A 20,341-nucleotide genomic window follows, 5' to 3' on the forward strand; every position below is an offset into this window, starting at 1 on the left:
TTTTCTTTGATCAATGATCAAAAAAGCAACCTGTTTTGCTGCGCTCCTATTGATGGCGGCGTGTTCATCTGGAACGGTCAGCAAGGATTCAGCCAAGGACAACCCAGCTTCCAACAACAGCGAGGTCGAGGCCTATGAACAAAACGAGACCACCCTTTCTGGCGAACAGAACAACAAAGATTTCGTCAACACAGTCGACGACAAGGCTCTCGTTAGCGCGCTGAGGGATGGCGGTCATGTCATCTACATCCGTCATGCCAAAACCACGAAGGACTGGGGCGACCAGGTCAGCCCAGAACTGGATCTCGCTGATTGCAGCACTCAGCGTCGCCTGAGCGATGAAGGCAAGGCTGATGCCAAAACGATCGGTGAAGGCATCAAGGCCGCAGGCATTCCTGTTGGAGATGTCATCTCAAGCGACTACTGCCGTGCGTACAACACGGCTGATTTGGCTTTCGGCACCTACACCAAGAACTCAGATCTGAATTTCCTGCCCTGTGTTGAGTGCACTCCTGAGGATTACGAGAACTACGCAAAGCGCGTTGCTCCCTTGATGTCCGCGAAACCTGAAGCCGGCAAAAACACATTCCTCGTTGGGCACGATGACCCCTTCCAGGGAGTGACGATGCCGGTGGTTCCAACCAATGGAATTTATCCCGCACCCATGGGTGTTGCCTACGTTGCAAAGCCCCTCGGTGATGGCAATTTCGAGCTGGTTGCCAAAATCCTTCCCAATCAGTGGCAGGCCCTCTCTGAGCTTTGATTCGGCCTACTCCTGATTGAGACTGCAAAGACCAAAAAGCTGGCTCCTTGAGGAGCCGGCTTTTTTATGCAACACAGCCCAGAACAAAGTGAGCTGGTTTGAGGAGAAGGAATTGACATCAGCTCGTCGACTGAACGGACAAGTCGACATCAGTCTGAATCGCTTAGCCCAGTTACCAGCGCGCTGCAACCAATCAGGGCAGCAACGATCAAATGTTTCAGCTAGTACGTAGCAAATCTCACTTAAGGGTGTAAACAGAGAGGCTTGGGTGTCCTTCTGGACCCCGAGACTCTCTCAATTCCGAAGAATCAAATGGCACTGTCTGATTATTCCTCCGAACTGATTGCAACCGCACAATCTCTCGCCTCACCTGGCAAAGGGATTCTTGCTGTGGATGAATCCACCAAGACCATCGGCAAGCGCTTGGGCTCCATCGGAGTTGAGAACACCGAAGCCAATCGCCAGGCCTATCGCGGAATGCTCTTCACCACAGCCGGTCTCGGAGACTTCATCAGTGGAGCCATTCTTTACGAAGAGACCCTCTTCCAAAACCATGCCGACGGCGAGTCCATGGTGAACAAACTTGGCAAGCTGGGAATCATTCCTGGTATCAAGGTTGACATGGGCCTCCGTCCGCTCGTCGGCGCAGGCTCGGTTGAAACCCTTTGCACTGGTCTGGACGGACTGGTCGAGCGTGCAGCCGACTACTACGCACAAGGAGCACGCTTCGCAAAATGGCGCGCTGTTCTGCAAATCACCTCTGACGGCTGCCCCTCACCTCTGTCTGTTCGGGAGAACGCCTGGGGACTGGCTCGTTATGCACGCTCAGTCCAGGAATCAGGTCTTGTGCCGATTGTGGAACCAGAGATCCTGATGGATGGTGATCACACGATCGAAACCACAGCCCGAATTCAGGAGCACGTGATCCAAGAGGTGTATCACGCTTGCCAGGCCAACGGTGTTCTGCTTGAAGGAACCCTGTTGAAGCCCTCGATGACCGTGCAGGGAGCCGATTGTTCCGAGAAAGCAGATCCAGCCAAAGTGGCTGCCATGACCGTGCGCACTCTGGAGCGCAGCGTCCCAGCAAGCGTTCCCGGCATCGTTTTCCTGTCCGGTGGTCTTAGCGAAGAAGCTGCTTCGGTGTACCTGAACAACATGAACACCATTGAGCGCAAAGCGAAATGGAATCTTGGCTTCTCTTACGGAAGAGCACTGCAGCACTCCTGCCTGAAGGGATGGGCTGGCACGAACCTTGAAGCCGGCCAGAAAGCACTGCTGGCACGCGCCCAGGCCAACTCTGAGGCCTCACTCGGTCGCTATGTACCCGGATCACAGCCCTCCTCAGATGAGCAGCTGTTCGTAGCGGGCTACACCTACTGACCAAGCATCACGCACAGCCTGACAGCGCTTGTGAAACAGGCGTGCGTGACAAATTAAACACCATTCAGGTAAAGTCTCGGCCCTACGGACCTTTTGTCCGATAGGGCTTTTTTTTGGACTTTCTCTATGGCGCTCGTTCCGCTTCGGCTTCTGCTCGACCACGCTGCCGAAAACGGCTACGGCATTCCTGCATTCAACGTCAACAACCTTGAACAGGTGCAGGCAATCATGGAAGCGGCCGACGAGACCGATAGTCCGGTCATCCTGCAGGCTTCCCGTGGCGCACGCAGCTACGCAGGTGAGATCTTTCTGCGCCACCTGATCCTGGCTGCCACTGAAACCTATCCCCACATTCCCGTGGTGATGCATCAGGACCATGGCAATGCTCCTGACACCTGCTACTCGGCAGCAATCAATGGATTCACCTCCGTGATGATGGATGGATCCCTCGAAGCTGACGCCAAAACACCTGCCAGCTACGACTACAACGTTGCTGTCACCAAGCAGGTTGTTGATTTCGCTCACTCCGTTGGCGTGAGTGTCGAAGGTGAGCTGGGATGCCTGGGCTCACTAGAAACCGGAAAAGGTGAAGCTGAAGACGGCCATGGCTTCGAAGGTGAGCTGTCCAAGGACATGCTGCTGACAGATCCAGCAGAAGCTGCTGATTTCGTGGCCAAAACCAAGTGCGACGCGCTGGCCATCGCGATCGGTACCAGCCATGGTGCTTACAAATTCACCCGCAAACCCACCGGTGAAGTGCTGGCAATCAGCCGAATCGCTGAAATTCACAAAGCGATCCCCAACACGCACCTCGTGATGCATGGTTCCTCTTCCGTGCCACAGGAGTGGCTGGAGATGATCAACAAGCATGGTGGTTCAATTCCTGAAACCTATGGAGTTCCTGTGGAGGAAATCCAGGAAGGAATTCGCAACGGTGTTCGCAAAGTGAACATCGACACCGACAATCGCCTTGCCTTTACTGCGGCAGTGCGTGAGGCGGCGATCGCCGATCCAGCCAATTTTGATCCCCGCCATTTCAACAAGCCAGCTCGCAAATACATGAAGCAGGTCTGTCTCGACCGCTATCAGGAGTTCTGGGCCGCAGGCAACGCCAGCAAGATTCAACAGCAGAGCATCACCTACTACGCCGGCCTCTATGCCAAAGGCGCACTGGATCCCAAAGCTGCTGTTGCTGTCTGATCAACTTGACCACGCAACTTGCATCGAACAGGGGCCATCAGGCCCCTTTTTTTTACGGCTGTTTGAAGACTTCAAAGATTCAGCGGCGTCTCGCTCAATAGCGAATCAAAACTGCGTCAATCATGATCAGCCCGAAGCAAACTGATCGAATCAGCAAAGAAGAGGTGAGCCAATAGCAAGGTGAGATCTAGCATGGGAATCCTTTGATCAATCTCGAATGGATGGCGAACAGAATTCAATCTCGCCCGTTCAGCGGCGATCATTCGACCGACTGATCAACTTCACTGATGCAGTTGTTGCGATTGCCATCACCCTTCAACTGCTTCCGCTGGTTGACATCAAATCGACAGGGGGAGAATCGATATGGCAACTGATTAGCGATAACTCATCTCAGATTTTTGCATTTTGGCTGAGCTTTTTAATCCTTTCCGTGTTGTGGCTTAAGCACAATCAGGTCTTCAATTCGATGAGAACGTTTGACGGAACAATTTTTTGGCTGAATTCATTATGGATGGCATTAATTGTTTTCCTTCCCTGGCCCACAGCACTCTATGGTTCATTGAATGATGGGCAGATGATTGCAAGCAATGGAGTCGGCCTTCTCTACTGGTGGACTCTTGCATTGATTAGCGGCATTGGATGGCTCATCGCAATCCATGCCTGGCAGAAGCCCGAGCTGCTTGAGCAGTCAGCCCTGATCAAAGGTCGTGAGGGTTCAGGACTCAATAAATCTCGAGGAGCAAGCTTCGTTGCAGCCTTTCTGTTAATTGGTCTAGCCGCAGAATTTTCGCCTCAATTCGTGCCCTATCTGACTCTTGGGATGATTCCAATGGACTTGCTATTGAGAAAAAAGATAAGAGGCAAAACCCGAAGAATTGAGGCACGCAACAGACGCTGAACGAGACCCTTTAGGCCTGCAGTGTGAGTTGGCCTGATGATGCATCGAGCAATGCTTCGCGTCCAAGAGGCAGTGCCCAATTCGGCAGACCATGACCAAGAGGAAGATCCATTACAAGAGGTACGCCGAGATCACTGAGACGTTCGTCAAGGATTTCCGGCATGGAGAAATCGCCAGGAAGAACATCGTCTTCTTTCCAGCTGAAGCGACCACAGGCCACTCCGGCCAAACCCTTGAACAGACCAGCGCTGCGCCACTGGGTGAGCATGCGATCCACTCGATAGGGCGCCTCTCCAACATCCTCGAGCACCAGAATCGCCCCTTTGAGCGAGGGGAACCAACGGGTCCCAATCAGATGGGTGGCAACCGTGAGGTTCGTGACCACCAGTCGTCCCCGTGCCTGACGACCGTGACGTCCTCGTCCTTGCAATGGTTGCGTCGGTCGTCCAGTCAGCAGGTCAACCGTGCGTTGCCACTGCTCCTCGACTCCCCAGGCAGAGCCATGAATGGCTCCCAGCAGACCGGCCTGCCATTGGGCGAGCAGCAGAGCACTGCTGTCAGAAAAACCTAGAGACCAAAAGGGGCGATCAGGAAACCGCAGGCCAGACTCCAGCACACGCGCTGCACCCCAACCACCTCCCACGTACACCACGCCATCGAGAGTGGGGTCGTTCCAGGCGTTTTCGATTGAGGCACGCCGCTGATCATCGGTGGCCGAGAACCATTGCCACTGACCTCTGACGCTCTCTGGAATTTCAAGATGCCAGCCTTGGGCGGCGCATCGCTGCAGCAACGGAGTGAAATCCGTTTCAGGATCCATCCACGTGCCTGGATTGATGGCTCTCAGCCGTGAGCCTCGGCGAAGGGGAGGCACTGGCAGAGGTTGACGCGACCTAGACGTGGCTTTGCCATGACCTCCAGCCAAGGACACAGCAACTCCTGAGCCGGCGGAAAGAGCCAGCGCCAGAAGAGAACGACGACGCATGGGTCAGGAGAGCAGCGCTTCCAGGATGGCTCGACCTGCGGTTCCTCCCGTCTGCTGATCACAGGCTCGCTCAGGATGAGGCATCAGTCCGAGCACCGAACCCGAGGCATTGGTGATGCCGGCGATATCCGACACGGAACCATTGGGGTTCACGCAGTACTGCAAGGCGATGGCGTCATCGTCCTGAAGCTGCTTCAGCGTGTCATCACTGCATTGATAGCGCCCCTCGCCATGGGCAATCGGCAGGGAAAACTGGCTTCCCCGGCCACGGGAAGACAGCCATGGCGAGCGATCACTCGCCACAGAAAGCGCAGTGTCTTCACAGATGAAATGAAGATCACGGTTGCGGGTGAGCGCTCCAGGTAGAAGTCCCAGCTCTGTCAACACCTGGAAACCATTGCAGATGCCTAGGACCCGTCCACCGGATGAAGCGAAACTGAGCAGTGATTCAAGAACCGGAGCAAATCTGGCGATTGCACCACAGCGCAAGTAATCCCCGTAGCTGAATCCCCCGGGAAGAACAACTGCATCAAGACCACTCAGATCACGTTCCTCGTGCCAGAGGTAACGCGTTGGCATCCCCAAGCAGCCCTCGGTCGCCCAACGAACATCACGGTCGCAGTTCGATCCCGGAAAGACGACAACGCCGATGGTCATGACTGGGTCAACTCAAGAGTCCAGTTCTCGATCACAGGATTGGCAAGCAGCCGATCACTGAGCAGCTCCAGGTTTCGGCGTGCTTCCGCCTCATCGGAGGCCTCGACTTCCAATTCCACAGCTTTGCCGATGCGCAGTCGCTCCACACCCTCCACTCCGAGACGGGACGCGGCTGCCCTGGCAGCCTCACCGGCTGGATCGAGCACCGATGGGCGCAGGTGCACCAGAACGCGGGCTTGGTAACGCGGCACGGGCTCCGAGCGGCAATTGTTAAATATTGACAGGCCAGGGGACCGCTTTCGTTCGACGAAATGCACGTTGAAAAAAGCCCCTTGCTGCAAAGGCCAGTCCGTGCGCTATCCACTGGCACCTCTCATCCGCTCCGTCAGCCAGGCCAGCGTGCTGCTTGCGGCTGGCCTCGGCCTGGCTGCGCCAGCCCAACCCGCAGTCAGCGTGCCAGTGGAATGTCGTAAACAACATCAAGCGTGGCAAGACTTTCGCTATGAGAGCGATCAACCGGGCAGCAGCTGGCAATTGGCGTTTGAGAACACAACCGTGCGCTTCCACCATGACGGCAGCGGGCGCATGAAGATGCAGCGGAATGGCAAAAGCAACTGGACGGGAGTCCAGGCCCGTTGGGTCGCGGAACGGACGCTCTGCTGGAACGACATTTGCGTCCGAGGAGAGATCCCTCTGGATTGATCAATGCTCGAGCGCTGCATTAACGGCACATTCAAAAGGCACCGCCGCCGCCGGAAGCGTGAGCAGATGCGCGCAGAGACTGGCCAGATCCTCAGGCTGTGTCATCTGCTCGGGCGGCATTGTTTTCACCCCGGCGGCCATTTGGGTATTGACCCAACCAGGGCAGACTGCGGTCACACGAATGTTCTGATCCCAACCCTCGTTGCGCATGGTTTGGCAGAGGCCCATCAATGCGAATTTGCTCGCGGTATATCCAGCAAGCGAACCTTTGCAGCGCTTGCCGCTCATCGAAACCAGCACCTGAATCCGACCCCGTCCAGAATCAATGAGGGCAGGCCAGGCAGCCCGAGTCAACCACCAGGGACCCATCACATTCACGCTCCAGAGTTCATCCGGTTCAGCGCGTTGCTCTTCATTGAACAACAGGGGAGTCCGACGCAGGATTCCAGCGCAGTGAATGAGCGTATCCAGGGATCCAAACCGGTTCAGAGCCGTGTCGACAACCCGTTGAGCATCTTCTGGAACGCGAGCGTCATAGGGGCATGACACAAGGCGATCGGGCAATAGATCGGGGTCCAGATCGGTTCCCGACAAAGCCTTGGGATCGCGCACTGCCAGGCAGAGTCGCTCCCCTTGCTTGATCAACGTGCGCGCCACCGCAGCCCCGATTCCCCTGTTGGAACCAGTGATCACGACGGTTCTCATGATTGATGGGAGGTCAGAATTGGAGCATGGTCCCACTCAGGAGCAGTCGTGATGGAGACAGCCCCGCCATGAGCGGCTGGAAACAAGCATTCACAGGCTGGGGGTTGAGCTGGGACGGCTGGTTCAACAATCGACGTGGTGAGTGGTGGTTGATGGCACAGCTGGCCCTGATCAGCTGTCATCTGATCCCTGCATGGCCAAATCCGGGGTTGTTCGGGATTGCCTGGCCTGGTGCAGCTCAAATCATGGGCCTGATCACCCTGACAATCGGCCTGGGCCTGGCCGTCCAAGGATTTATGACGCTGGGGCCTAGCCTTTCTCCGCTACCGGATCCGAAACCGGGAGCTGATCTGGTCACCACAGGCGTCTATGCACGCTGCCGCCATCCTCTCTACCGAGCGGTTCTGGTCTGTTCTCTGGGAGTGGTGATCGCGTTGGGAAGCATGCTGCATCTGTTGCTGTTTCTGCTTCTGATCAAAGTTCTCACCGGCAAAGCTCGGCGCGAGGAACGCGCACTGCTTCATGAGCTTCCCTCCTATGCGGACTACATGAGGACGACGACGGCCATCGTCGCCCATTTCCCTGGCCTGGACTGGCGACAACTCGAGGCCAGCTGAACAACCGTTTATTCATTCATCAAGCGATAATCATCCCCTTTAGGACAGGCACGTTTTTCTGCCAACGGGATGCAAATCGTCAGAACTCGTCCTCTGTTCAGCAGCCTGCTCTCATGTCTGACCCTGGCTATGGTTCTGGCAGGGACAAGTTTGATGCCTGCAGCGAGAGCTGAAGCCAAACCGTTCAAACGGCAATCCTTGATGGCGTTGCTTGAGCCTGAAGCGCCGAAGCCCGATCCTGCTCCCACCCTTGTTCTCGAGCGCACCGATCGTCGGCTGCCAACAACCGGAGATCCCATCTGGAACCTCAAAATCGAGATTCCTGGAGAACCCCAGCGTCGTTTTGACGCTGTCAGTGGCCGAGCCAATCGTCAGAACGCCAATCGTGACCAGCTCGGTAGCCGTGCGCCCCTGCCGATCGGGAATTACAGCGTGGGTGTCGTTGAACCCTTGACCGAAGGTCATTACCCCGAGCTTGGTCCTGTGTGGATCAGCATCGAGCCCACCTTCACCACCGGTCGCAGAGTGCTGGGGATCCACCTGGATCCCAGCGCGGGGCTTCAGAACGCCAACAGCGGAACTCTGGGTTGCATCGGCCTGGTCAACAGGTCCGACATGCTCGAACTTGCTCAACTAATCAAACGCAGCGGCACGGATCGGCTGGAAGTCCGTAATTAAAGGGCCGATCTCTAGACCACCGAATCACAGTCCTTCAACGTGACGCGCCACTCACCCTCAGAGTCGCGCTGTTGAAGGAAACCACTGTTGCCTTTGATCCACCAGGTGAGCTCGCGGTCAGCACTGAATCGAGCTCCCGATGCCGAAGCGATCTGCGGCAATGTCAGCTGACGTCCATCCGGCAGTCGCAGACGAACAAACGCCAGAGAACGATCGCGTAGCTCGTAATAGGTCGCCTCAAGCTGCTCGCCACCGCTGCAGCGGTAGCTCACACTCGCCCCCTGTTGAAGCCGTGGTTCTTCGGCCTTGACGGCGATGAACGAATTCCAGAGCCCCCCGAAAAGAGCTGCTGTAGCGAATCACCGCAAGCTCATCAAACTCCCTGCAGAGAAGTGTTCTGCAAGCGCTGTTCGAGTCGCTGGGTGGAATCATTTTGCAAACCGATCACCACCAACTCCAGACCTTGGCAACCAGCAGGCTTCCAGGCCTCAATCGGAGCCGACTCAAACCAGCTCTCCAAACGAGGACCCACCATCTGGATCTGAAGAGGAAGGGTTTTTCCCTGAATCCACAGCCGTCCCTTCAGCCGGATCACATCGTGGTCGATCACAAAGCTGCTGAGCAACTGTTCGAGCTGTCCACGCTCGAAGCATCCCTCCAGTTGAATCTGACCGCTGACCGCCTCCACATGGGTGTGATCGTGATGATGATGATGGCCATGACCATCGTGTGGGGAGTCATCTTCAATGGGCATCGACTGGTGGGCGAGATCCATCCCCAGCACAAGTGCTGGATCGACAATGCCTCGACTGATCGCCAGGGTGCCAGCTCCTGACCTCACCCGTTCTGCAAGCTGCTGTTGAACTGACTCCATTTGGGAGGCATCGAGTCGATCCGATCGACTGATCAGCACGAGATCTGCCGCCTCAAGCTGATCCTTAAACAAGTCATCGATGGCAGTGAGGTGATCCAGATTGGGATCCTCCTGACGCTGACGTTCAAGGGCTGCGGGATCGCCAACGGGGCTTCCTGCACAAAGAGCTTCCCCGTCCACAACGGTGACCACCCCGTTCACATGTAACCGCTTACGGATGGCTGGCCACTCAAGAGCCTGTAGAAGCGGTCTGGGCAGTGCCAGGCCACTGGTCTCCACGACGATTCCATCGAGCTGATCCGAACGCTGGAGCAAGGTCTCCATCGTCGGCAGGAAGTCGTCCTGAACCGTGCAGCACAAACAACCGTTGTTGAGCTCCACCAACCGACCGTCAACCTCGTCTTCAGGGCAGAAGCCACAGCTGCGGATGAGATCGCCATCCAAACCGACCGAGCCGAATTCATTGACCATCACTGCCAAGCGCTGGCCGCTGTTCATCAGAAGATGTCGGAGAAGCGTTGTTTTACCGGCCCCGAGAAAGCCGGTGATCACGGTGACTGGAAGCCGTAAAGGCATCAGCGACACCCCAGGGATTCACGGGTACTAAGACCACTGCGGCTGTTCACACCTTTGGCCCGGCCGCACAACGCCTTGAGCTGGGGAAGGTCGATCACAGCATTGGTGAAATCCGTTCCTTCGATTTCAGCATCGTTGAAGCGACTTTGCATCAACATCGCGTTGGTGAAGTTGGCATCGCGCAGATCGGCTCCGTCGAAGCGACTAGAGAAGGCCACGACATCCTCAAGATCCGCTCCCCGAAGATCAGCACCCTGGAGCTGCGAGGTATTGATCACAGCACCACGCAAATCGGTCTCGCTGAGATTCACCTCGCGCAGGTCAGCTTTGAGGAATTCCTTCTCTTTGAGATCGCGCCCATGCATATCGGCAGAGATGTCTTGAACAGCCCGTTGCCCGCGCAGCTCAGGAGCCGTGATCGCATCAGCAGCGTCACTACCGACCACCAGACCGATGACGACGAGTAGGCCACACAACAACGAAGCGATGAAGCGGCGGGAAACAGTTCGAAAAAAAGCAGACAAGACCATTGTGGGTGAACACTCGACAGGTCTCTTGGGACAACTGCCGTAACTTGAGCGGTCACGATATGGCAGACGACTGCCCAGCCACGCGTCATGGCCAAGACTCTCCGGGTGGTGGTACCACCCCATCCCCTGATCGCCCACTGGCTGACCGTGCTGAGGCATGACGGGACACCACCGGCTTTGTTCCGAACGGCCATGGAGGAGCTCGGACGCTGGCTCAGCTATGAAGCGATCCGCGACTGGTTGCCTCATCGCAGAGATGTGATCAAAACTCCTCTGGCCAGCACGGAAGGAACGGTGATTGAAACAGCGGTTCCACTGCTGGCCGCCCCGATATTCCCGGGAGGACTACAGCTCTGGGAAGGTGCACGCCAGGTTTTGCCCAGCGCCGAACTTTGCCTGGGAGGTCTGCCTGAAGCGATTGAAGCCCAGGCCGGTGTGGTGCTGCTTCTGGATCAGATCCGTCAAGGCGATGAACTGATCGAACTGCTGCGGCGTCTGGAGCAACTGGGCGTCGAAGCACCGCGGCTGAGGGTGATCACAGCACTCACCGCCAGCCCAGGACTGAAGCAAATCGGTGAGACCTACCCGGAGATCACAATCCATACAGCCTGTATCGATGCCGACCTCGACGAGCAAGGCCGGATCCTTCCAGGAATCGGTGATCCCCTGCAAAGACTGGGAATCAGAACAGCTCAGCCGCACTAGGCTGGACATATTCAAAGGAAGCCCATGGCGCGGCAGCAGGACTCTGGATCAGGAACTCTGGCCACCCTTGTCAGTGGTGCCGTTCTCGGAGCGGCAGGCTTCGGTTGGTGGCTGCTCTCCGAGGCTGACCGCCGTCGTCGACTTCGCAACCAGCGATCGATGCTCTACGCACCGCGCATGCAGGACGGTAGTGAGGCATTCAGCGCCGGGGATCGTCCAGAACCCGACACCGACAGCCACCTTGAAGCTCGCGTCGAACAGCTGAATTCGGCGATTGCAGATGTGCGCCGTCAGCTTGAAGATCTCGGCTCCAGACAGTGACAGAGCGGCCGGTAGGTTGACCGAAGTGAATCGCAGCAACGCGAGATCGTCCATGCTCCGCTCCGATGCCGTCACCAAGGGGATCCAGCGTTCCCCTAACAGGGCGATGTTGCGAGCCGTGGGCTTTGGTGACCAGGATTTCGGGAAACCGATCATCGGGATCGCCAACGGCTACAGCACGATCACGCCTTGCAATGTGGGCCTGAACGATTTGTCGAAGCGTGCAGAAGCGGCAGCGCGCCTAGCCGGAGGCATGCCTCAGATGTTCGGGACGATCACCGTCAGCGATGGGATCTCCATGGGCACCGAGGGGATGAAGTACTCCCTCGTTAGCCGTGAAGTGATTGCCGATGCGATCGAGACGGCCTGCAACGGCCAGAGCATGGATGGTGTGCTTGCCGTAGGCGGGTGCGATAAGAACATGCCCGGCGCCATGTTGGCGATGGCCCGGATGAACATCCCGGCGATCTTTGTCTACGGCGGCACAATCAAGCCGGGAAAACTCGGTGGATGCGATCTCACCGTGGTGAGTGCCTTCGAGGCCGTGGGTCAGCTCACGAACGGCAAGATCAATATGGACGAACTCATCGCCGTCGAAAAAAATGCCTGCCCTGGAGCTGGAAGCTGCGGCGGCATGTTCACTGCCAACACGATGAGTGCAGCGATCGAGACCATGGGTCTCAGTCTCCCGTGCAGCTCCACGATGGCGGCGGAAGATGCGGAAAAAGCCGACAGCGCTGCTCGGTCAGCGGAGGTCCTTGTTGAAGCGGTGAAAGCGAATATCAGGCCTTTGGATCTGCTCACCAGAGAGGCCTTTGAAAATGCCATCAGCGTGATCATGGCCGTTGGCGGCTCAACCAACTCGGTTCTGCATCTGCTCGCCATCGCGAGAACGGCCGGAGTCGAATTGACCATCGATGACTTTGAACAGATCCGCCAGCGGGTTCCGGTCTTCTGCGATCTGAAGCCGAGCGGTCGATACGTCACCGTTGATCTCCACAGAGCAGGCGGCATCCCCCAGGTGATGAAACTGCTGCTGAATGCCGGTCTCCTGCATGGAGATTGCCGAACGATCGAAGGTAAGACGCTGAAGCAGCTTCTCAAAGATGTGCCTTCAGCCCCCCCCGCTGATCAGGATGTGATCCGCCCGATCAGCAAACCCATCTATCAGAAGGGACACCTGGCCATTCTCAAAGGCAACCTTGCACTAGAGGGAAGCGTCGCCAAGATCAGCGGTGTCAAATCACCCGTACTGACGGGCCCAGCGAGGGTCTTTGAAAGTGAAGAGACCTGCCTGGAGGCCATTCTTGAACGCAAGATCAAGGCAGGAGACGTCGTCGTCGTCCGCTATGAGGGGCCAGTGGGTGGACCTGGTATGCGCGAGATGCTGTCACCCACTGCAGCCATCGTTGGTCAGGGGCTGGGAGAAAAAGTGGCCTTGATCACCGACGGTCGCTTCAGTGGTGGTTCCTACGGACTGGTGGTTGGGCATGTGGCCCCCGAAGCCGCGGTCGGCGGCAACATCGGACTGGTTCAAGAGGGCGACAGCATCACCGTTGACGCCAATCAACTTGTGCTTCAACTCAATGTGGATGAAGCCGAACTGGAACGCAGACGCGCTGCCTGGAGCAGTCCGCCGCCCCGCTATCGAACCGGCATTCTTGGCAAATATGCACGTCTTGTGAGCTCCAGCAGCAGGGGAGCGGTCACAGATCAACCCTGATCAGACCAGCAGGGCTCTGAGACGTCGAGCAAGGGCTTCAAGCGGTGCTCCATCGGCTGGAGCAGAGCAACGCTTGCCCGTTTCACCATCCATCCATACAGGGTGCTGACCGTGCCAAAGCATCGGTCTTGCAGGTTGATCAACCCAGGCAAGGGTGAGATTGAGATCCTCGCCACTGCGATACAGCTCAAGCTCGAGATCGAGCTCTTCGAGACGATTCCCGTCTCCATCTCTACATTCGATCCGTCCTCGGTAGTCATCGAGCGTTGCATCCTTGGCAGACAGGACTGCATGAAGCACAGGTTTGCGGCACAGGTCTGCTGCGGAGGCGATCAACGTCTCAAGCGCAGAGCAAGCACTCATCTCAAAACGCTTCGATCGAGCGGATCAAGAGCTTGATTGCACCGGCTCGATAGCCGGGATTTGGCTCACCATCGTCACCGAATCGTGAATGCAGTAATTGGAGACGAGTGACGCACGACGGATCAAAGCGAACCGGAAGGCTGACAGGTTTGGCACGGACGACAGGCTTAAGACGGTCAAAGGGAAGTTCAACAACCGTGGTGTCCGTTAATTCAGTGGCAATCGTCGTGACCCAACGCAATCCACCTGGAATCAGCTCAGTGAGTCCAAACACTCCATCCCTGCAAGCCACCGCAAACTTGAAACTGCGCCCTTCCCCATCCAGTCTCAGACGCAACCCTGAGTAGGAAGCGAGATCCAAGGGGGGTCGATAGACGGGCGAACGGCAGCTCACAAAACCGCCCCCTTCACTCACCACTTCGCCTTCGAGAACAAGGCCCTGATCACTGAATCTGCAGCCGGCACTGCTGGACCCGCCCATGATTGTGTCATTGAGACTGGCCCATTCGCGAAAGGAGTCACCGGCAGCGATCACTCGAATTTCAGGTGGTTGGTGGTGGGGAGGTGTTGTCAAAGACCTTCAGCAGCAGCCTGATCGGCGAGCACGAGAATCTCAGAACCCGATTGAACCAGCTTGGCAGGTGTGCGCTCCGGGGATTCATCTGCATCGACGAGTCTTGACAGAGCCTGGCGTTTGGCATCTCCGCTCACGAGAAACACTACCTGGCGTGCAGCACTGAGCACAGGTGCCGTGAGAGTGATCCGCTCAAGCCCTTTGCCCCGTCCAATGGTGGTCCAGCGATCACGGACTCCAGGAGCCTCAGTGCCAGGGAAGAGTGACGCCGTATGACCGTCATCACCAAGCCCGAGCAGCATGAAATCGAACACGGGTGGCTGGCCCTGACAGACCTTGGCCACTAACTGCGCAAAAGCCTCGGCGCTGGCTTCAGGAGACGCCAGTTCCACGGTCGGGACGGGATGAAAACAAGCGCGAGCTCCAGGCTGACCCTGCTTGAGCAGGGTGTTACGCAACATGCGTGCGTTGCTTGATTCATCTTCAGCGGCAACCCAACGTTCGTCGCCCAGAAACACATCAACCCTGTCCCAGGGCAGATGTTCCTGACCTAGCAATGCATAGGCCAAAGCAGGGGTGCTGCCACCAGACAAGGCAATCTGCGCCCGATCCCGCTGATCAAGCGCCAGGTCGATCGCCGATCCGATGTGCTCGGCGGCTCGTCGAGCAAGACCTTGGGCTGTACCAACCTGCTCGATGCGATAGGAGCTCATCGCGCGGTCCTTAGTTGAGCCACTCGGTGTGGAAGGTGCCGTCTTTGTCTACGCGCTCGTAGGTGTGGGAACCGAAGCAGTCGCGCATCGCCTGTACAAGGTTCTGAGGCAGTCGTGCTGTGCGGTAGCTGTTGATGTAGTCGAGAGTGCTGCTGAGACACGGCACCGGCACGCCAGCAGCAGCAGCACCAGCAACCACTTTGGCCAAACCGGGCAGACGCCGGTTCACCTGCTCGGCAAACCAGGGATCGATCAACAGGTTTTCCAGCTGGGGGGTGGCGTTGAAAGCATCTTGAATGCGCTTAAGCAAGCGGGCGCGAATGATGCAACCACCTTTCCAGATCTGTGCGATCGAAGGCATATCCAGGTTGTAGTTGTGCTCAGCGGATGCAATCCGCAGCAGCTCCATGCCCTGGGCGTAGCTCGCCATACAGGCCAGAACCATGGCATCCATGAGAGGAGCCATGCCATCGGCGGATGGGCCCATATCGAAGGACTGAAGCGCCGGCCCCTTCAAAATCGGCTCAGCCTTGATGCGCTGGTCTTTCATGGAGCTCATCACCCGTCCATTGAGGGCGGCATAGATCGTGGGTACCGAGGCCCCCATCTGCAGAGCACTGACAACTGTCCAGAGACCCGTCCCTTTCTGACCGGCCTTGTCCTGGATCTTCTCAACAAGTGAAGTCCCATCATCAGGATCCATCGTGCGCAAACACACCTCGGTGATTTCGACGAGATAAGAGGAGAGCTCTTCTGTGCTGTTCCAGTGAGCGAACACATCGGCCATCTCGAGGCTGCTCATGCCACCGACCCGTTTCATCAGGTCGTATCCCTCCGCCAAGATCTGCTCAATGCCGTACTCGATGCCGTTATGAACGGTCTTCACGAAGTGACCAGATCCCCCTGGTCCGATGTAGGTGACGCAAGGACCATCCTCGACCTGGGCTGCCATCTTGCAAACCAGACTTTCAATCGCGTCGTAGGAGGCCTTGGTCCCCCCGGGCATCATGCTCGGCCCCTCCAGGGCACCTTTGGCTCCACCCGAGACGCCCATCCCAATAAAACCAAAACTCTTACTTTCCAGCTCAGCAACGCGACGTTCGGTGTCGTGATATTCGGAGTTACCACCATCAATTAGCAGATCTCCCTCATCCAAATAGGGGGCAATCTGTTCAATCACAGCATCCACAGGTCCACCAGCCTTGACCATCATCAAGATGCGTCGTGGCTGCTCCAGTTTGTTGACGAAATCCTGAAGGTCCGTGGCACCCTGAATGTTCTTACCAGCACCCAGACCGGCAAGAAACTCTTCGGTCTTTGCGTAAGTGCGGTTGTAAACGACGCTCGAGAAACCATTTCGCTCAGCGTTGAGGACAAGGTTTTCCCCCATCACGCCTAGGCCAATCAGACCGAAGTGGGCCTTGGACATGCTCGTTTGGACGATTCACTGACAACAGTGTGACCACGACAACCGAAGTCGGCTGCAACGTGGTCAATCTCTGTCAGGAATGAATGATCAGATCACACTTCCATCAGGAATCGAAGCATTTTTGACAACGACCACGATTCCATTTCGGATGTAGAAGCCGAGCTCCGGGCGATCAGCTTCTTCAACATGGTCCTTATTCACGATGCTGACATTGGAACCAATACGAGCATTTTTGTCGAGAATGGCTCTCTTGACCGTGGTGCCCTGACCCACTCCGAGAGGGATGCCACCGCGCTCTTTAAGCACACCTCGCTCTTCGCTCGACTCGAAGAAATCAGCACCCATCACGAGGGTGTCTTGAATCACCACATCCGACTCAAGCCTGCTACGGACGCCCAGAACGCAGTGATGAACACTGCAGGACTTCAAAATCGACCCTTCGCCGACAATTGAATTGGTGATCTGAGCATCAACAAGCTTGCTTGGAGGCAGATAACGCGGCCTTGTGTAGATCGGGAATTTCTCGTCGTAGAAGCTAAAAGGTGGTTGTGGTTGTTGTGTCAGTGCGAGGTTGGCCTCATAGAACGCACCGATCGTGCCGATATCTTCCCAGTAGTCATCAAAGACGTAGCTCTGGAGTTTGTCCCCTTGAGCAAGTGACTCAGGGATGACTTCCTTGCCAAAATCCTTGTGGTTGGTGTTGCCATCAAGGAGATCGAACAGTGTCTTACGGCTGAACACATAAATGCCCATCGAAGCCAGATAAGGGCGTTCCTTCGCAGAGTCAGGACTCAACCCGAAGCGAGCGGTGTCGACGGCCATTTCAAGCAGGGAGTCACCCTTGGGCTTCTCACGGAATTCCTGAATGTTGCCGTCATCATCTGTTCTCATCAGACCGAAGGATTCAGCCTGTTTGGCATCAACGGGGAGAGCCGCCACCGTCAGATCGGCTCCGGTGCGGCGGTGATGCTCGATAAAACGGCTGTAGTCCATGCGATACAGCTGATCACCGGACAGGATCAGATATTCATCGACATCCCATTCCTGGAATAGCCACTGATATTTGCGAACAGCATCAGCAGTGCCTTCGAACCAGGAAGGGCTGTCTGGAGTCTGCTGAGCAGCAAGAACCTCGACGAAGCCTCCTCCAAAGGAATTGCTGAGGTTGAACGTCTGGCTTAGGTGACGGTTCAGCGACGCACTGTTGAACTGCGTCATCACGTACATCTTGTTGATGTCGGAGTTGATGCAGTTGCTGATCGGAATATCGATCAGTCGGTACTTACCCGCGAGAGGAACCGCGGGCTTGGCCCGCATCTTGGTGAGGGGATATAGACGCGTTCCCGCTCCTCCCCCCAGAATGATAGCCAGAACACGCTTCATGCCGCCCCCGCAGATCGGCTTTGCCGGGCAAACCTACCGGACTTTTGGTTCTCCAAACCGATGCATGGGCCAGATCCGACGAGAATGCTGGGAATCAGTTTTAGACAGGGAACTTGCGAGTCGGAAATCACTCAGCGTTCCTGCTCGTCTTCCTGCACCAGATCAAACAAACGCTCGACCACGAGCAGAGCATTTTGTCGTTCGCTGCGCTGCTGTGGTGCACGCAGTGATGTCACCGGGGTGTGCAAAATCTTGTTGATGATGCCCTTGCTGAGAGCTTCCACCACCTTGCGCTCACGGGCCGAGAAATCAGGTCCCATGCGGCTCAGCGCCTTTTGCAATTCTTCTGCGCGAATCGACTCCAGAGAAGAACGAAGTCGGTTGATGGTCGGAACTGCCTCCAGGCTGTCCCACCATTCCAGGAAAAGCCTCGCTTCTTCATCAAGAAGGCCCTGAGCCTCACGAGCCACCTGCTGTCGAGCTTCTTGATTGCGTTCGACAACTTCCTTCAGATCATCGACGTCGTAAGCCTCAACACCAGAGATTCCATCCACATCAGCGTCAATGTTGCGGGGAACGCCGATGTCGACCAGGCGCAGCGAACTGCGACGATTCAACTGCTGAAGTCGACTGGCATCAATAATTGGATCATCCGCTGCCGTACTGGTGAAGACCAGCGAACAGGTGCTCAGGCAGTGATCAAGATCCTCGAGTGGGCGGCACTGCACGGGCAGGTCCGGGAAGTCGGCAACGAGAGCCTGTGCACGGCTCACAGTGCGGTTCAAAACAACAACACCTGAAGCACCCTTCGCTTTCAGATGCTGAAGCAGAAGACGACTCATTCGCCCTGCCCCAACAACGGCCACCTGTTCATCCTCAAGGGTGACCAGATCATCCACACCACGGCTCTGACCCAGCTTCAACTGGGCAAGTTCAACAGCCGCGGAGCTGATGGAAACGGCACCGGTGCCAAGATTGGTTTCACTACGAACCCTTTTACCTGTGCTCACAGCTTGCGTGAGCAATCGATTGAGGATCGGGCCGAGCGATTTGTGCTCCTGCCCCAGGCGCATCATTTTCTTGACCTGGGACAGAATCTGCCCCTCCCCAAGCACCAGGCTGTCAAGACCGGCGGCAACCCTCATCAGATGACCAACGGCATCCTCGTGGTGGAAGGTGAACAGGTGGGGGTTCAGATCGCCGGTATCCAGTCCGGAATGTCCGCTCAAAAACTCCCTGACAGCCGAAATTCCCAATTCAGGGTTGCGAACAAGGGTGTAAATCTCAAGACGATTACAGGTGCTGAGAATCGAAGCCTCAAGCACCTGGTCATGACCCCGGAGATTCTGCAAGGATTCCTCCATGGTTTGCTCAGGAATACTGAGCTTTTCGCGCACTTCGACCGGTGCCGTTCGATGACTGAGGCCGACAACGGCGATGTGCATGGAGAAACCCTCGCTGCTTAAAGAAGGAGGTCAGCTCAGAGCAATGCTCTGTGCACCGTCCTTGATATGAACCGTGTTGGTGAAACGGCAGGTGTTGTCAAGGTTGCTGATGATCAGGCTGCTTGTGCGAGTGCAGTCATTCTCAAACTTAACGCCGTGGAACAACAGGCCATCCGTGATCCCACTTCCAGCAAAAATCACATGCTCACCAGAAGCCAACTCATCAGCTTCATAGATCTTGTCGGGATCGGTGATTCCCATTTCGGAAAGTCGCGCCAAGTTGCCTTCCTTGGTCATGTCAGCCCACTCAGAGGTCTGAGCGATGGCAGGGTCATAGACCAACTGACCTTGGAAGTGGCCGCCCAGAGCGCGCATAGCCGCTGCTGAGATCACACCTTCGGGAGCTGCACCGATACCCATGAGGCAATGGGTGCCAGTGCCAGAGAAACCACAGGCAATGGCTGCTTGCACATCACCATCGGAGATGGGCTGAACCCTGGCACCAGTCGCACGGATTTCAGCAATCAAACTCTTGTGACGAGCACGATCCATCACCACAATCGTGAGATCACTTACAGCTATTCCAAGACAATCACTGAGAATTTTGATGTTCTCCGTCGCCGATTTGCGAATGTCAACCTTGCCCTTAGCAGCCGGGGGAGCTGCCAACTTCTTCATGTAGAAGTCAGGAGCATTGAACAGCCCGCCACGATCGGAAGCTGCGAGCACAGCCATTGATCCGCGTTGGTTGTTCGCGCAAAGGTTGGTGCCTTCGCAGGGATCAACAGCAAAGTCAACGCCAGGGCCTTGGCCTGAACCGACTTCTTCACCGATATAAAGCATGGGAGCTTCGTCACGCTCGCCTTCTCCAATCACGATCCGGCCCTGCATTTCGATCTGACCCATGCGTTTGCGCATGGCTTCCACCGCTGCGGCATCAGCTTCGTCTTTTTGGCCGAGGCCTGTGAGCTCGGCAGAGGCAATGGCCGCCTGCTCAACGACCTCAAGAATTTCCTGGATGAGAGTGCGATCCACTGTTGTGCGGCGGGGAACTAATGCGGAGAGGATCAGCTCTCAGGGCTTGGCGCCACTGGGCTTTTCGCTCAAAAGCGCGGCTTAC

The 20,341-nt window shown here is 56.5% G+C and carries 24 protein-coding genes; 10 read left to right on the forward strand and 14 right to left on the reverse strand.

Annotated elements, in window-relative coordinates:
• The first annotated feature begins 13 nt into the window (after nt 1-13).
• The 4 genes from SIB42_RS10985 (at nt 14) to SIB42_RS11000 (ending at nt 4,241) form a co-directional block, all read left to right on the forward strand.
• Entirely contained in the window at nt 14-763 is a 750-nt protein-coding gene (locus SIB42_RS10985) for a histidine phosphatase family protein (protein ID WP_067094973.1), read from the forward strand.
• A 312-nt stretch (nt 764-1,075) separates the two neighbouring features.
• Nucleotides 1,076-2,143 carry a class I fructose-bisphosphate aldolase gene (locus tag SIB42_RS10990; RefSeq protein ID WP_067094976.1) on the forward strand — a complete coding sequence of 356 codons (1,068 nt, stop codon included), beginning with the start codon at nt 1,076-1,078 and terminating at the stop codon, nt 2,141-2,143.
• Nucleotides 2,144-2,269: 126 nt separating this feature from the next.
• Nucleotides 2,270-3,343, forward strand: coding sequence for a class II fructose-bisphosphate aldolase (fba, locus tag SIB42_RS10995; RefSeq protein ID WP_067094979.1), 1,074 nt, complete (start codon nt 2,270-2,272; stop codon nt 3,341-3,343).
• 217 nt (nt 3,344-3,560) lie between these two features.
• The gene (locus SIB42_RS11000) at nt 3,561-4,241 is read left to right on the forward strand and encodes a TMEM175 family protein (protein ID WP_067094982.1); all 681 of its coding nucleotides are present in this window, start codon (nt 3,561-3,563) and stop codon (nt 4,239-4,241) included.
• A gap of 10 nt (nt 4,242-4,251) precedes the next feature.
• Here SIB42_RS11000 and SIB42_RS11005 read toward each other — a convergent pair whose 3' ends face one another.
• Genes SIB42_RS11005 through purS form a run of 3 tightly spaced genes read right to left on the reverse strand, consistent with a single transcriptional unit; the run spans nt 4,252 to nt 6,134 of the window.
• On the reverse strand, nt 4,252-5,226 hold the full coding sequence (locus SIB42_RS11005; protein WP_067094985.1) for a S66 peptidase family protein: 975 nt from the start codon (nt 5,224-5,226) through the stop codon (nt 4,252-4,254).
• Between the two features lie 3 nt (nt 5,227-5,229).
• Entirely contained in the window at nt 5,230-5,883 is a 654-nt protein-coding gene (purQ, locus tag SIB42_RS11010; RefSeq protein ID WP_067094988.1) for a phosphoribosylformylglycinamidine synthase subunit PurQ, read from the reverse strand.
• Nucleotides 5,880-6,134 carry a phosphoribosylformylglycinamidine synthase subunit PurS gene (gene purS / locus SIB42_RS11015; RefSeq protein WP_067094991.1) on the reverse strand — a complete coding sequence of 85 codons (255 nt, stop codon included), beginning with the start codon at nt 6,132-6,134 and terminating at the stop codon, nt 5,880-5,882. The genes purQ and purS overlap by 4 nt, the downstream gene beginning before the upstream one ends.
• A 67-nt stretch (nt 6,135-6,201) precedes the next feature.
• On the opposite strand from purS, the gene SIB42_RS11020 reads away from it, so the two are divergent.
• Nucleotides 6,202-6,585 carry a hypothetical protein gene (locus tag SIB42_RS11020; protein WP_156485189.1) on the forward strand — a complete coding sequence of 128 codons (384 nt, stop codon included), beginning with the start codon at nt 6,202-6,204 and terminating at the stop codon, nt 6,583-6,585.
• On the opposite strand, the gene SIB42_RS11025 is transcribed toward SIB42_RS11020, so the two are convergent.
• Entirely contained in the window at nt 6,586-7,290 is a 705-nt protein-coding gene (locus SIB42_RS11025) for an SDR family NAD(P)-dependent oxidoreductase (protein WP_197459888.1), read from the reverse strand.
• A gap of 26 nt (nt 7,291-7,316) precedes the next feature.
• Between SIB42_RS11025 and SIB42_RS11030 the strand changes: the two genes are divergently transcribed.
• Nucleotides 7,317-7,907 carry a methyltransferase family protein gene (locus SIB42_RS11030; RefSeq protein WP_369818441.1) on the forward strand — a complete coding sequence of 197 codons (591 nt, stop codon included), beginning with the start codon at nt 7,317-7,319 and terminating at the stop codon, nt 7,905-7,907.
• A gap of 201 nt (nt 7,908-8,108) precedes the next feature.
• Complete coding sequence (locus tag SIB42_RS11035; RefSeq protein ID WP_413327971.1) at nt 8,109-8,585, forward strand: hypothetical protein; 477 nt, start codon at nt 8,109-8,111, stop codon at nt 8,583-8,585.
• 11 nt (nt 8,586-8,596) lie between these two features.
• Here SIB42_RS11035 and SIB42_RS11040 read toward each other — a convergent pair whose 3' ends face one another.
• The 3 genes from SIB42_RS11040 to SIB42_RS11050 form a co-directional block, all read right to left on the reverse strand.
• On the reverse strand, nt 8,597-8,857 hold the full coding sequence (locus SIB42_RS11040) for an MliC family protein (protein ID WP_231856411.1): 261 nt from the start codon (nt 8,855-8,857) through the stop codon (nt 8,597-8,599).
• A 101-nt stretch (nt 8,858-8,958) separates the two neighbouring features.
• Complete coding sequence (cobW, locus tag SIB42_RS11045) at nt 8,959-10,035, reverse strand: cobalamin biosynthesis protein CobW (protein WP_067095174.1); 1,077 nt, start codon at nt 10,033-10,035, stop codon at nt 8,959-8,961.
• Entirely contained in the window at nt 10,035-10,565 is a 531-nt protein-coding gene (locus SIB42_RS11050; RefSeq protein ID WP_067095003.1) for a pentapeptide repeat-containing protein, read from the reverse strand. Before SIB42_RS11050 ends, cobW begins: the two co-directional genes overlap by 1 nt.
• A gap of 87 nt (nt 10,566-10,652) precedes the next feature.
• Between SIB42_RS11050 and SIB42_RS11055 the strand changes: the two genes are divergently transcribed.
• From SIB42_RS11055 to ilvD, 3 genes are read left to right on the forward strand one after another with little or no spacing between them, the layout of a single operon-like run.
• Nucleotides 10,653-11,270 (forward strand): uracil phosphoribosyltransferase, encoded by a 618-nt coding sequence (locus SIB42_RS11055; protein ID WP_067095006.1) that lies wholly within the window; start codon nt 10,653-10,655, stop codon nt 11,268-11,270.
• A gap of 24 nt (nt 11,271-11,294) precedes the next feature.
• Nucleotides 11,295-11,591, forward strand: a complete 297-nt coding sequence (locus SIB42_RS11060) for a hypothetical protein (RefSeq protein WP_067095008.1) — start codon at nt 11,295-11,297, stop codon at nt 11,589-11,591.
• A 52-nt stretch (nt 11,592-11,643) separates the two neighbouring features.
• Nucleotides 11,644-13,314 carry a dihydroxy-acid dehydratase gene (gene ilvD / locus SIB42_RS11065; protein ID WP_067095012.1) on the forward strand — a complete coding sequence of 557 codons (1,671 nt, stop codon included), beginning with the start codon at nt 11,644-11,646 and terminating at the stop codon, nt 13,312-13,314.
• Here the strand turns inward: ilvD and SIB42_RS11070 are convergent, their stop codons facing one another.
• The 7 genes from SIB42_RS11070 to glpX form a co-directional block, all read right to left on the reverse strand.
• Nucleotides 13,315-13,677 (reverse strand): hypothetical protein, encoded by a 363-nt coding sequence (locus SIB42_RS11070; RefSeq protein ID WP_067095015.1) that lies wholly within the window; start codon nt 13,675-13,677, stop codon nt 13,315-13,317. It lies immediately after the preceding gene.
• Nucleotide 13,678: 1 nt separating this feature from the next.
• On the reverse strand, nt 13,679-14,251 hold the full coding sequence (locus SIB42_RS11075; RefSeq protein ID WP_067095018.1) for a CIA30 family protein: 573 nt from the start codon (nt 14,249-14,251) through the stop codon (nt 13,679-13,681).
• Complete coding sequence (pgl, locus tag SIB42_RS11080; protein WP_067095021.1) at nt 14,248-14,964, reverse strand: 6-phosphogluconolactonase; 717 nt, start codon at nt 14,962-14,964, stop codon at nt 14,248-14,250. Before pgl ends, SIB42_RS11075 begins: the two co-directional genes overlap by 4 nt.
• Nucleotides 14,965-14,974: 10 nt before the next feature.
• Entirely contained in the window at nt 14,975-16,393 is a 1,419-nt protein-coding gene (gene gndA / locus SIB42_RS11085; protein ID WP_067095026.1) for an NADP-dependent phosphogluconate dehydrogenase, read from the reverse strand.
• An 87-nt stretch (nt 16,394-16,480) separates the two neighbouring features.
• Nucleotides 16,481-17,776 (reverse strand): glucose-1-phosphate adenylyltransferase, encoded by a 1,296-nt coding sequence (locus SIB42_RS11090; RefSeq protein WP_067095030.1) that lies wholly within the window; start codon nt 17,774-17,776, stop codon nt 16,481-16,483.
• A 131-nt stretch (nt 17,777-17,907) separates the two neighbouring features.
• Entirely contained in the window at nt 17,908-19,221 is a 1,314-nt protein-coding gene (locus tag SIB42_RS11095) for a glutamyl-tRNA reductase (RefSeq protein ID WP_067095035.1), read from the reverse strand.
• A gap of 30 nt (nt 19,222-19,251) precedes the next feature.
• On the reverse strand, nt 19,252-20,256 hold the full coding sequence (gene glpX, locus SIB42_RS11100) for a class II fructose-bisphosphatase (RefSeq protein WP_067095038.1): 1,005 nt from the start codon (nt 20,254-20,256) through the stop codon (nt 19,252-19,254).
• Between the last annotated feature and the right edge of the window lie 85 nt (nt 20,257-20,341).

The sequence above is a fragment of the Synechococcus sp. MIT S9508 genome (genome assembly GCF_047303045.1).
GTDB lineage: Bacteria > Cyanobacteriota > Cyanobacteriia > PCC-6307 > Cyanobiaceae > Synechococcus_C.

Coding starts and splice junctions, on each gene's coding strand:
- ilvD (WP_067095012.1), top strand. CDS start 11,644: ATGCTCCGCTCCGATGCCGTCACCAAGGGGATCCAGCGTTCCCCTAAC.
- SIB42_RS10990 (WP_067094976.1), top strand. CDS start 1,076: ATGGCACTGTCTGATTATTCCTCCGAACTGATTGCAACCGCACAATCT.
- SIB42_RS11060 (WP_067095008.1), top strand. CDS start 11,295: ATGGCGCGGCAGCAGGACTCTGGATCAGGAACTCTGGCCACCCTTGTC.
- SIB42_RS11030 (WP_369818441.1), top strand. CDS start 7,317: ATGGTCCCACTCAGGAGCAGTCGTGATGGAGACAGCCCCGCCATGAGC.
- purQ (WP_067094988.1), bottom strand. CDS start 5,883: ATGACCATCGGCGTTGTCGTCTTTCCGGGATCGAACTGCGACCGTGAT.
- SIB42_RS11095 (WP_067095035.1), bottom strand. CDS start 19,221: ATGCACATCGCCGTTGTCGGCCTCAGTCATCGAACGGCACCGGTCGAA.
- SIB42_RS11055 (WP_067095006.1), top strand. CDS start 10,653: ATGGCCAAGACTCTCCGGGTGGTGGTACCACCCCATCCCCTGATCGCC.
- SIB42_RS11035 (WP_413327971.1), top strand. CDS start 8,109: ATGGCGTTGCTTGAGCCTGAAGCGCCGAAGCCCGATCCTGCTCCCACC.
- SIB42_RS11070 (WP_067095015.1), bottom strand. CDS start 13,677: ATGAGTGCTTGCTCTGCGCTTGAGACGTTGATCGCCTCCGCAGCAGAC.
- SIB42_RS10985 (WP_067094973.1), top strand. CDS start 14: ATGATCAAAAAAGCAACCTGTTTTGCTGCGCTCCTATTGATGGCGGCG.
- SIB42_RS11025 (WP_197459888.1), bottom strand. CDS start 7,290: ATGAGAACCGTCGTGATCACTGGTTCCAACAGGGGAATCGGGGCTGCG.
- gndA (WP_067095026.1), bottom strand. CDS start 16,393: ATGTCCAAGGCCCACTTCGGTCTGATTGGCCTAGGCGTGATGGGGGAA.
- SIB42_RS11000 (WP_067094982.1), top strand. CDS start 3,561: ATGGATGGCGAACAGAATTCAATCTCGCCCGTTCAGCGGCGATCATTC.
- fba (WP_067094979.1), top strand. CDS start 2,270: ATGGCGCTCGTTCCGCTTCGGCTTCTGCTCGACCACGCTGCCGAAAAC.
- SIB42_RS11050 (WP_067095003.1), bottom strand. CDS start 10,565: ATGGTCTTGTCTGCTTTTTTTCGAACTGTTTCCCGCCGCTTCATCGCT.
- cobW (WP_067095174.1), bottom strand. CDS start 10,035: ATGCCTTTACGGCTTCCAGTCACCGTGATCACCGGCTTTCTCGGGGCC.
- SIB42_RS11005 (WP_067094985.1), bottom strand. CDS start 5,226: ATGCGTCGTCGTTCTCTTCTGGCGCTGGCTCTTTCCGCCGGCTCAGGA.
- pgl (WP_067095021.1), bottom strand. CDS start 14,964: ATGAGCTCCTATCGCATCGAGCAGGTTGGTACAGCCCAAGGTCTTGCT.
- SIB42_RS11090 (WP_067095030.1), bottom strand. CDS start 17,776: ATGAAGCGTGTTCTGGCTATCATTCTGGGGGGAGGAGCGGGAACGCGT.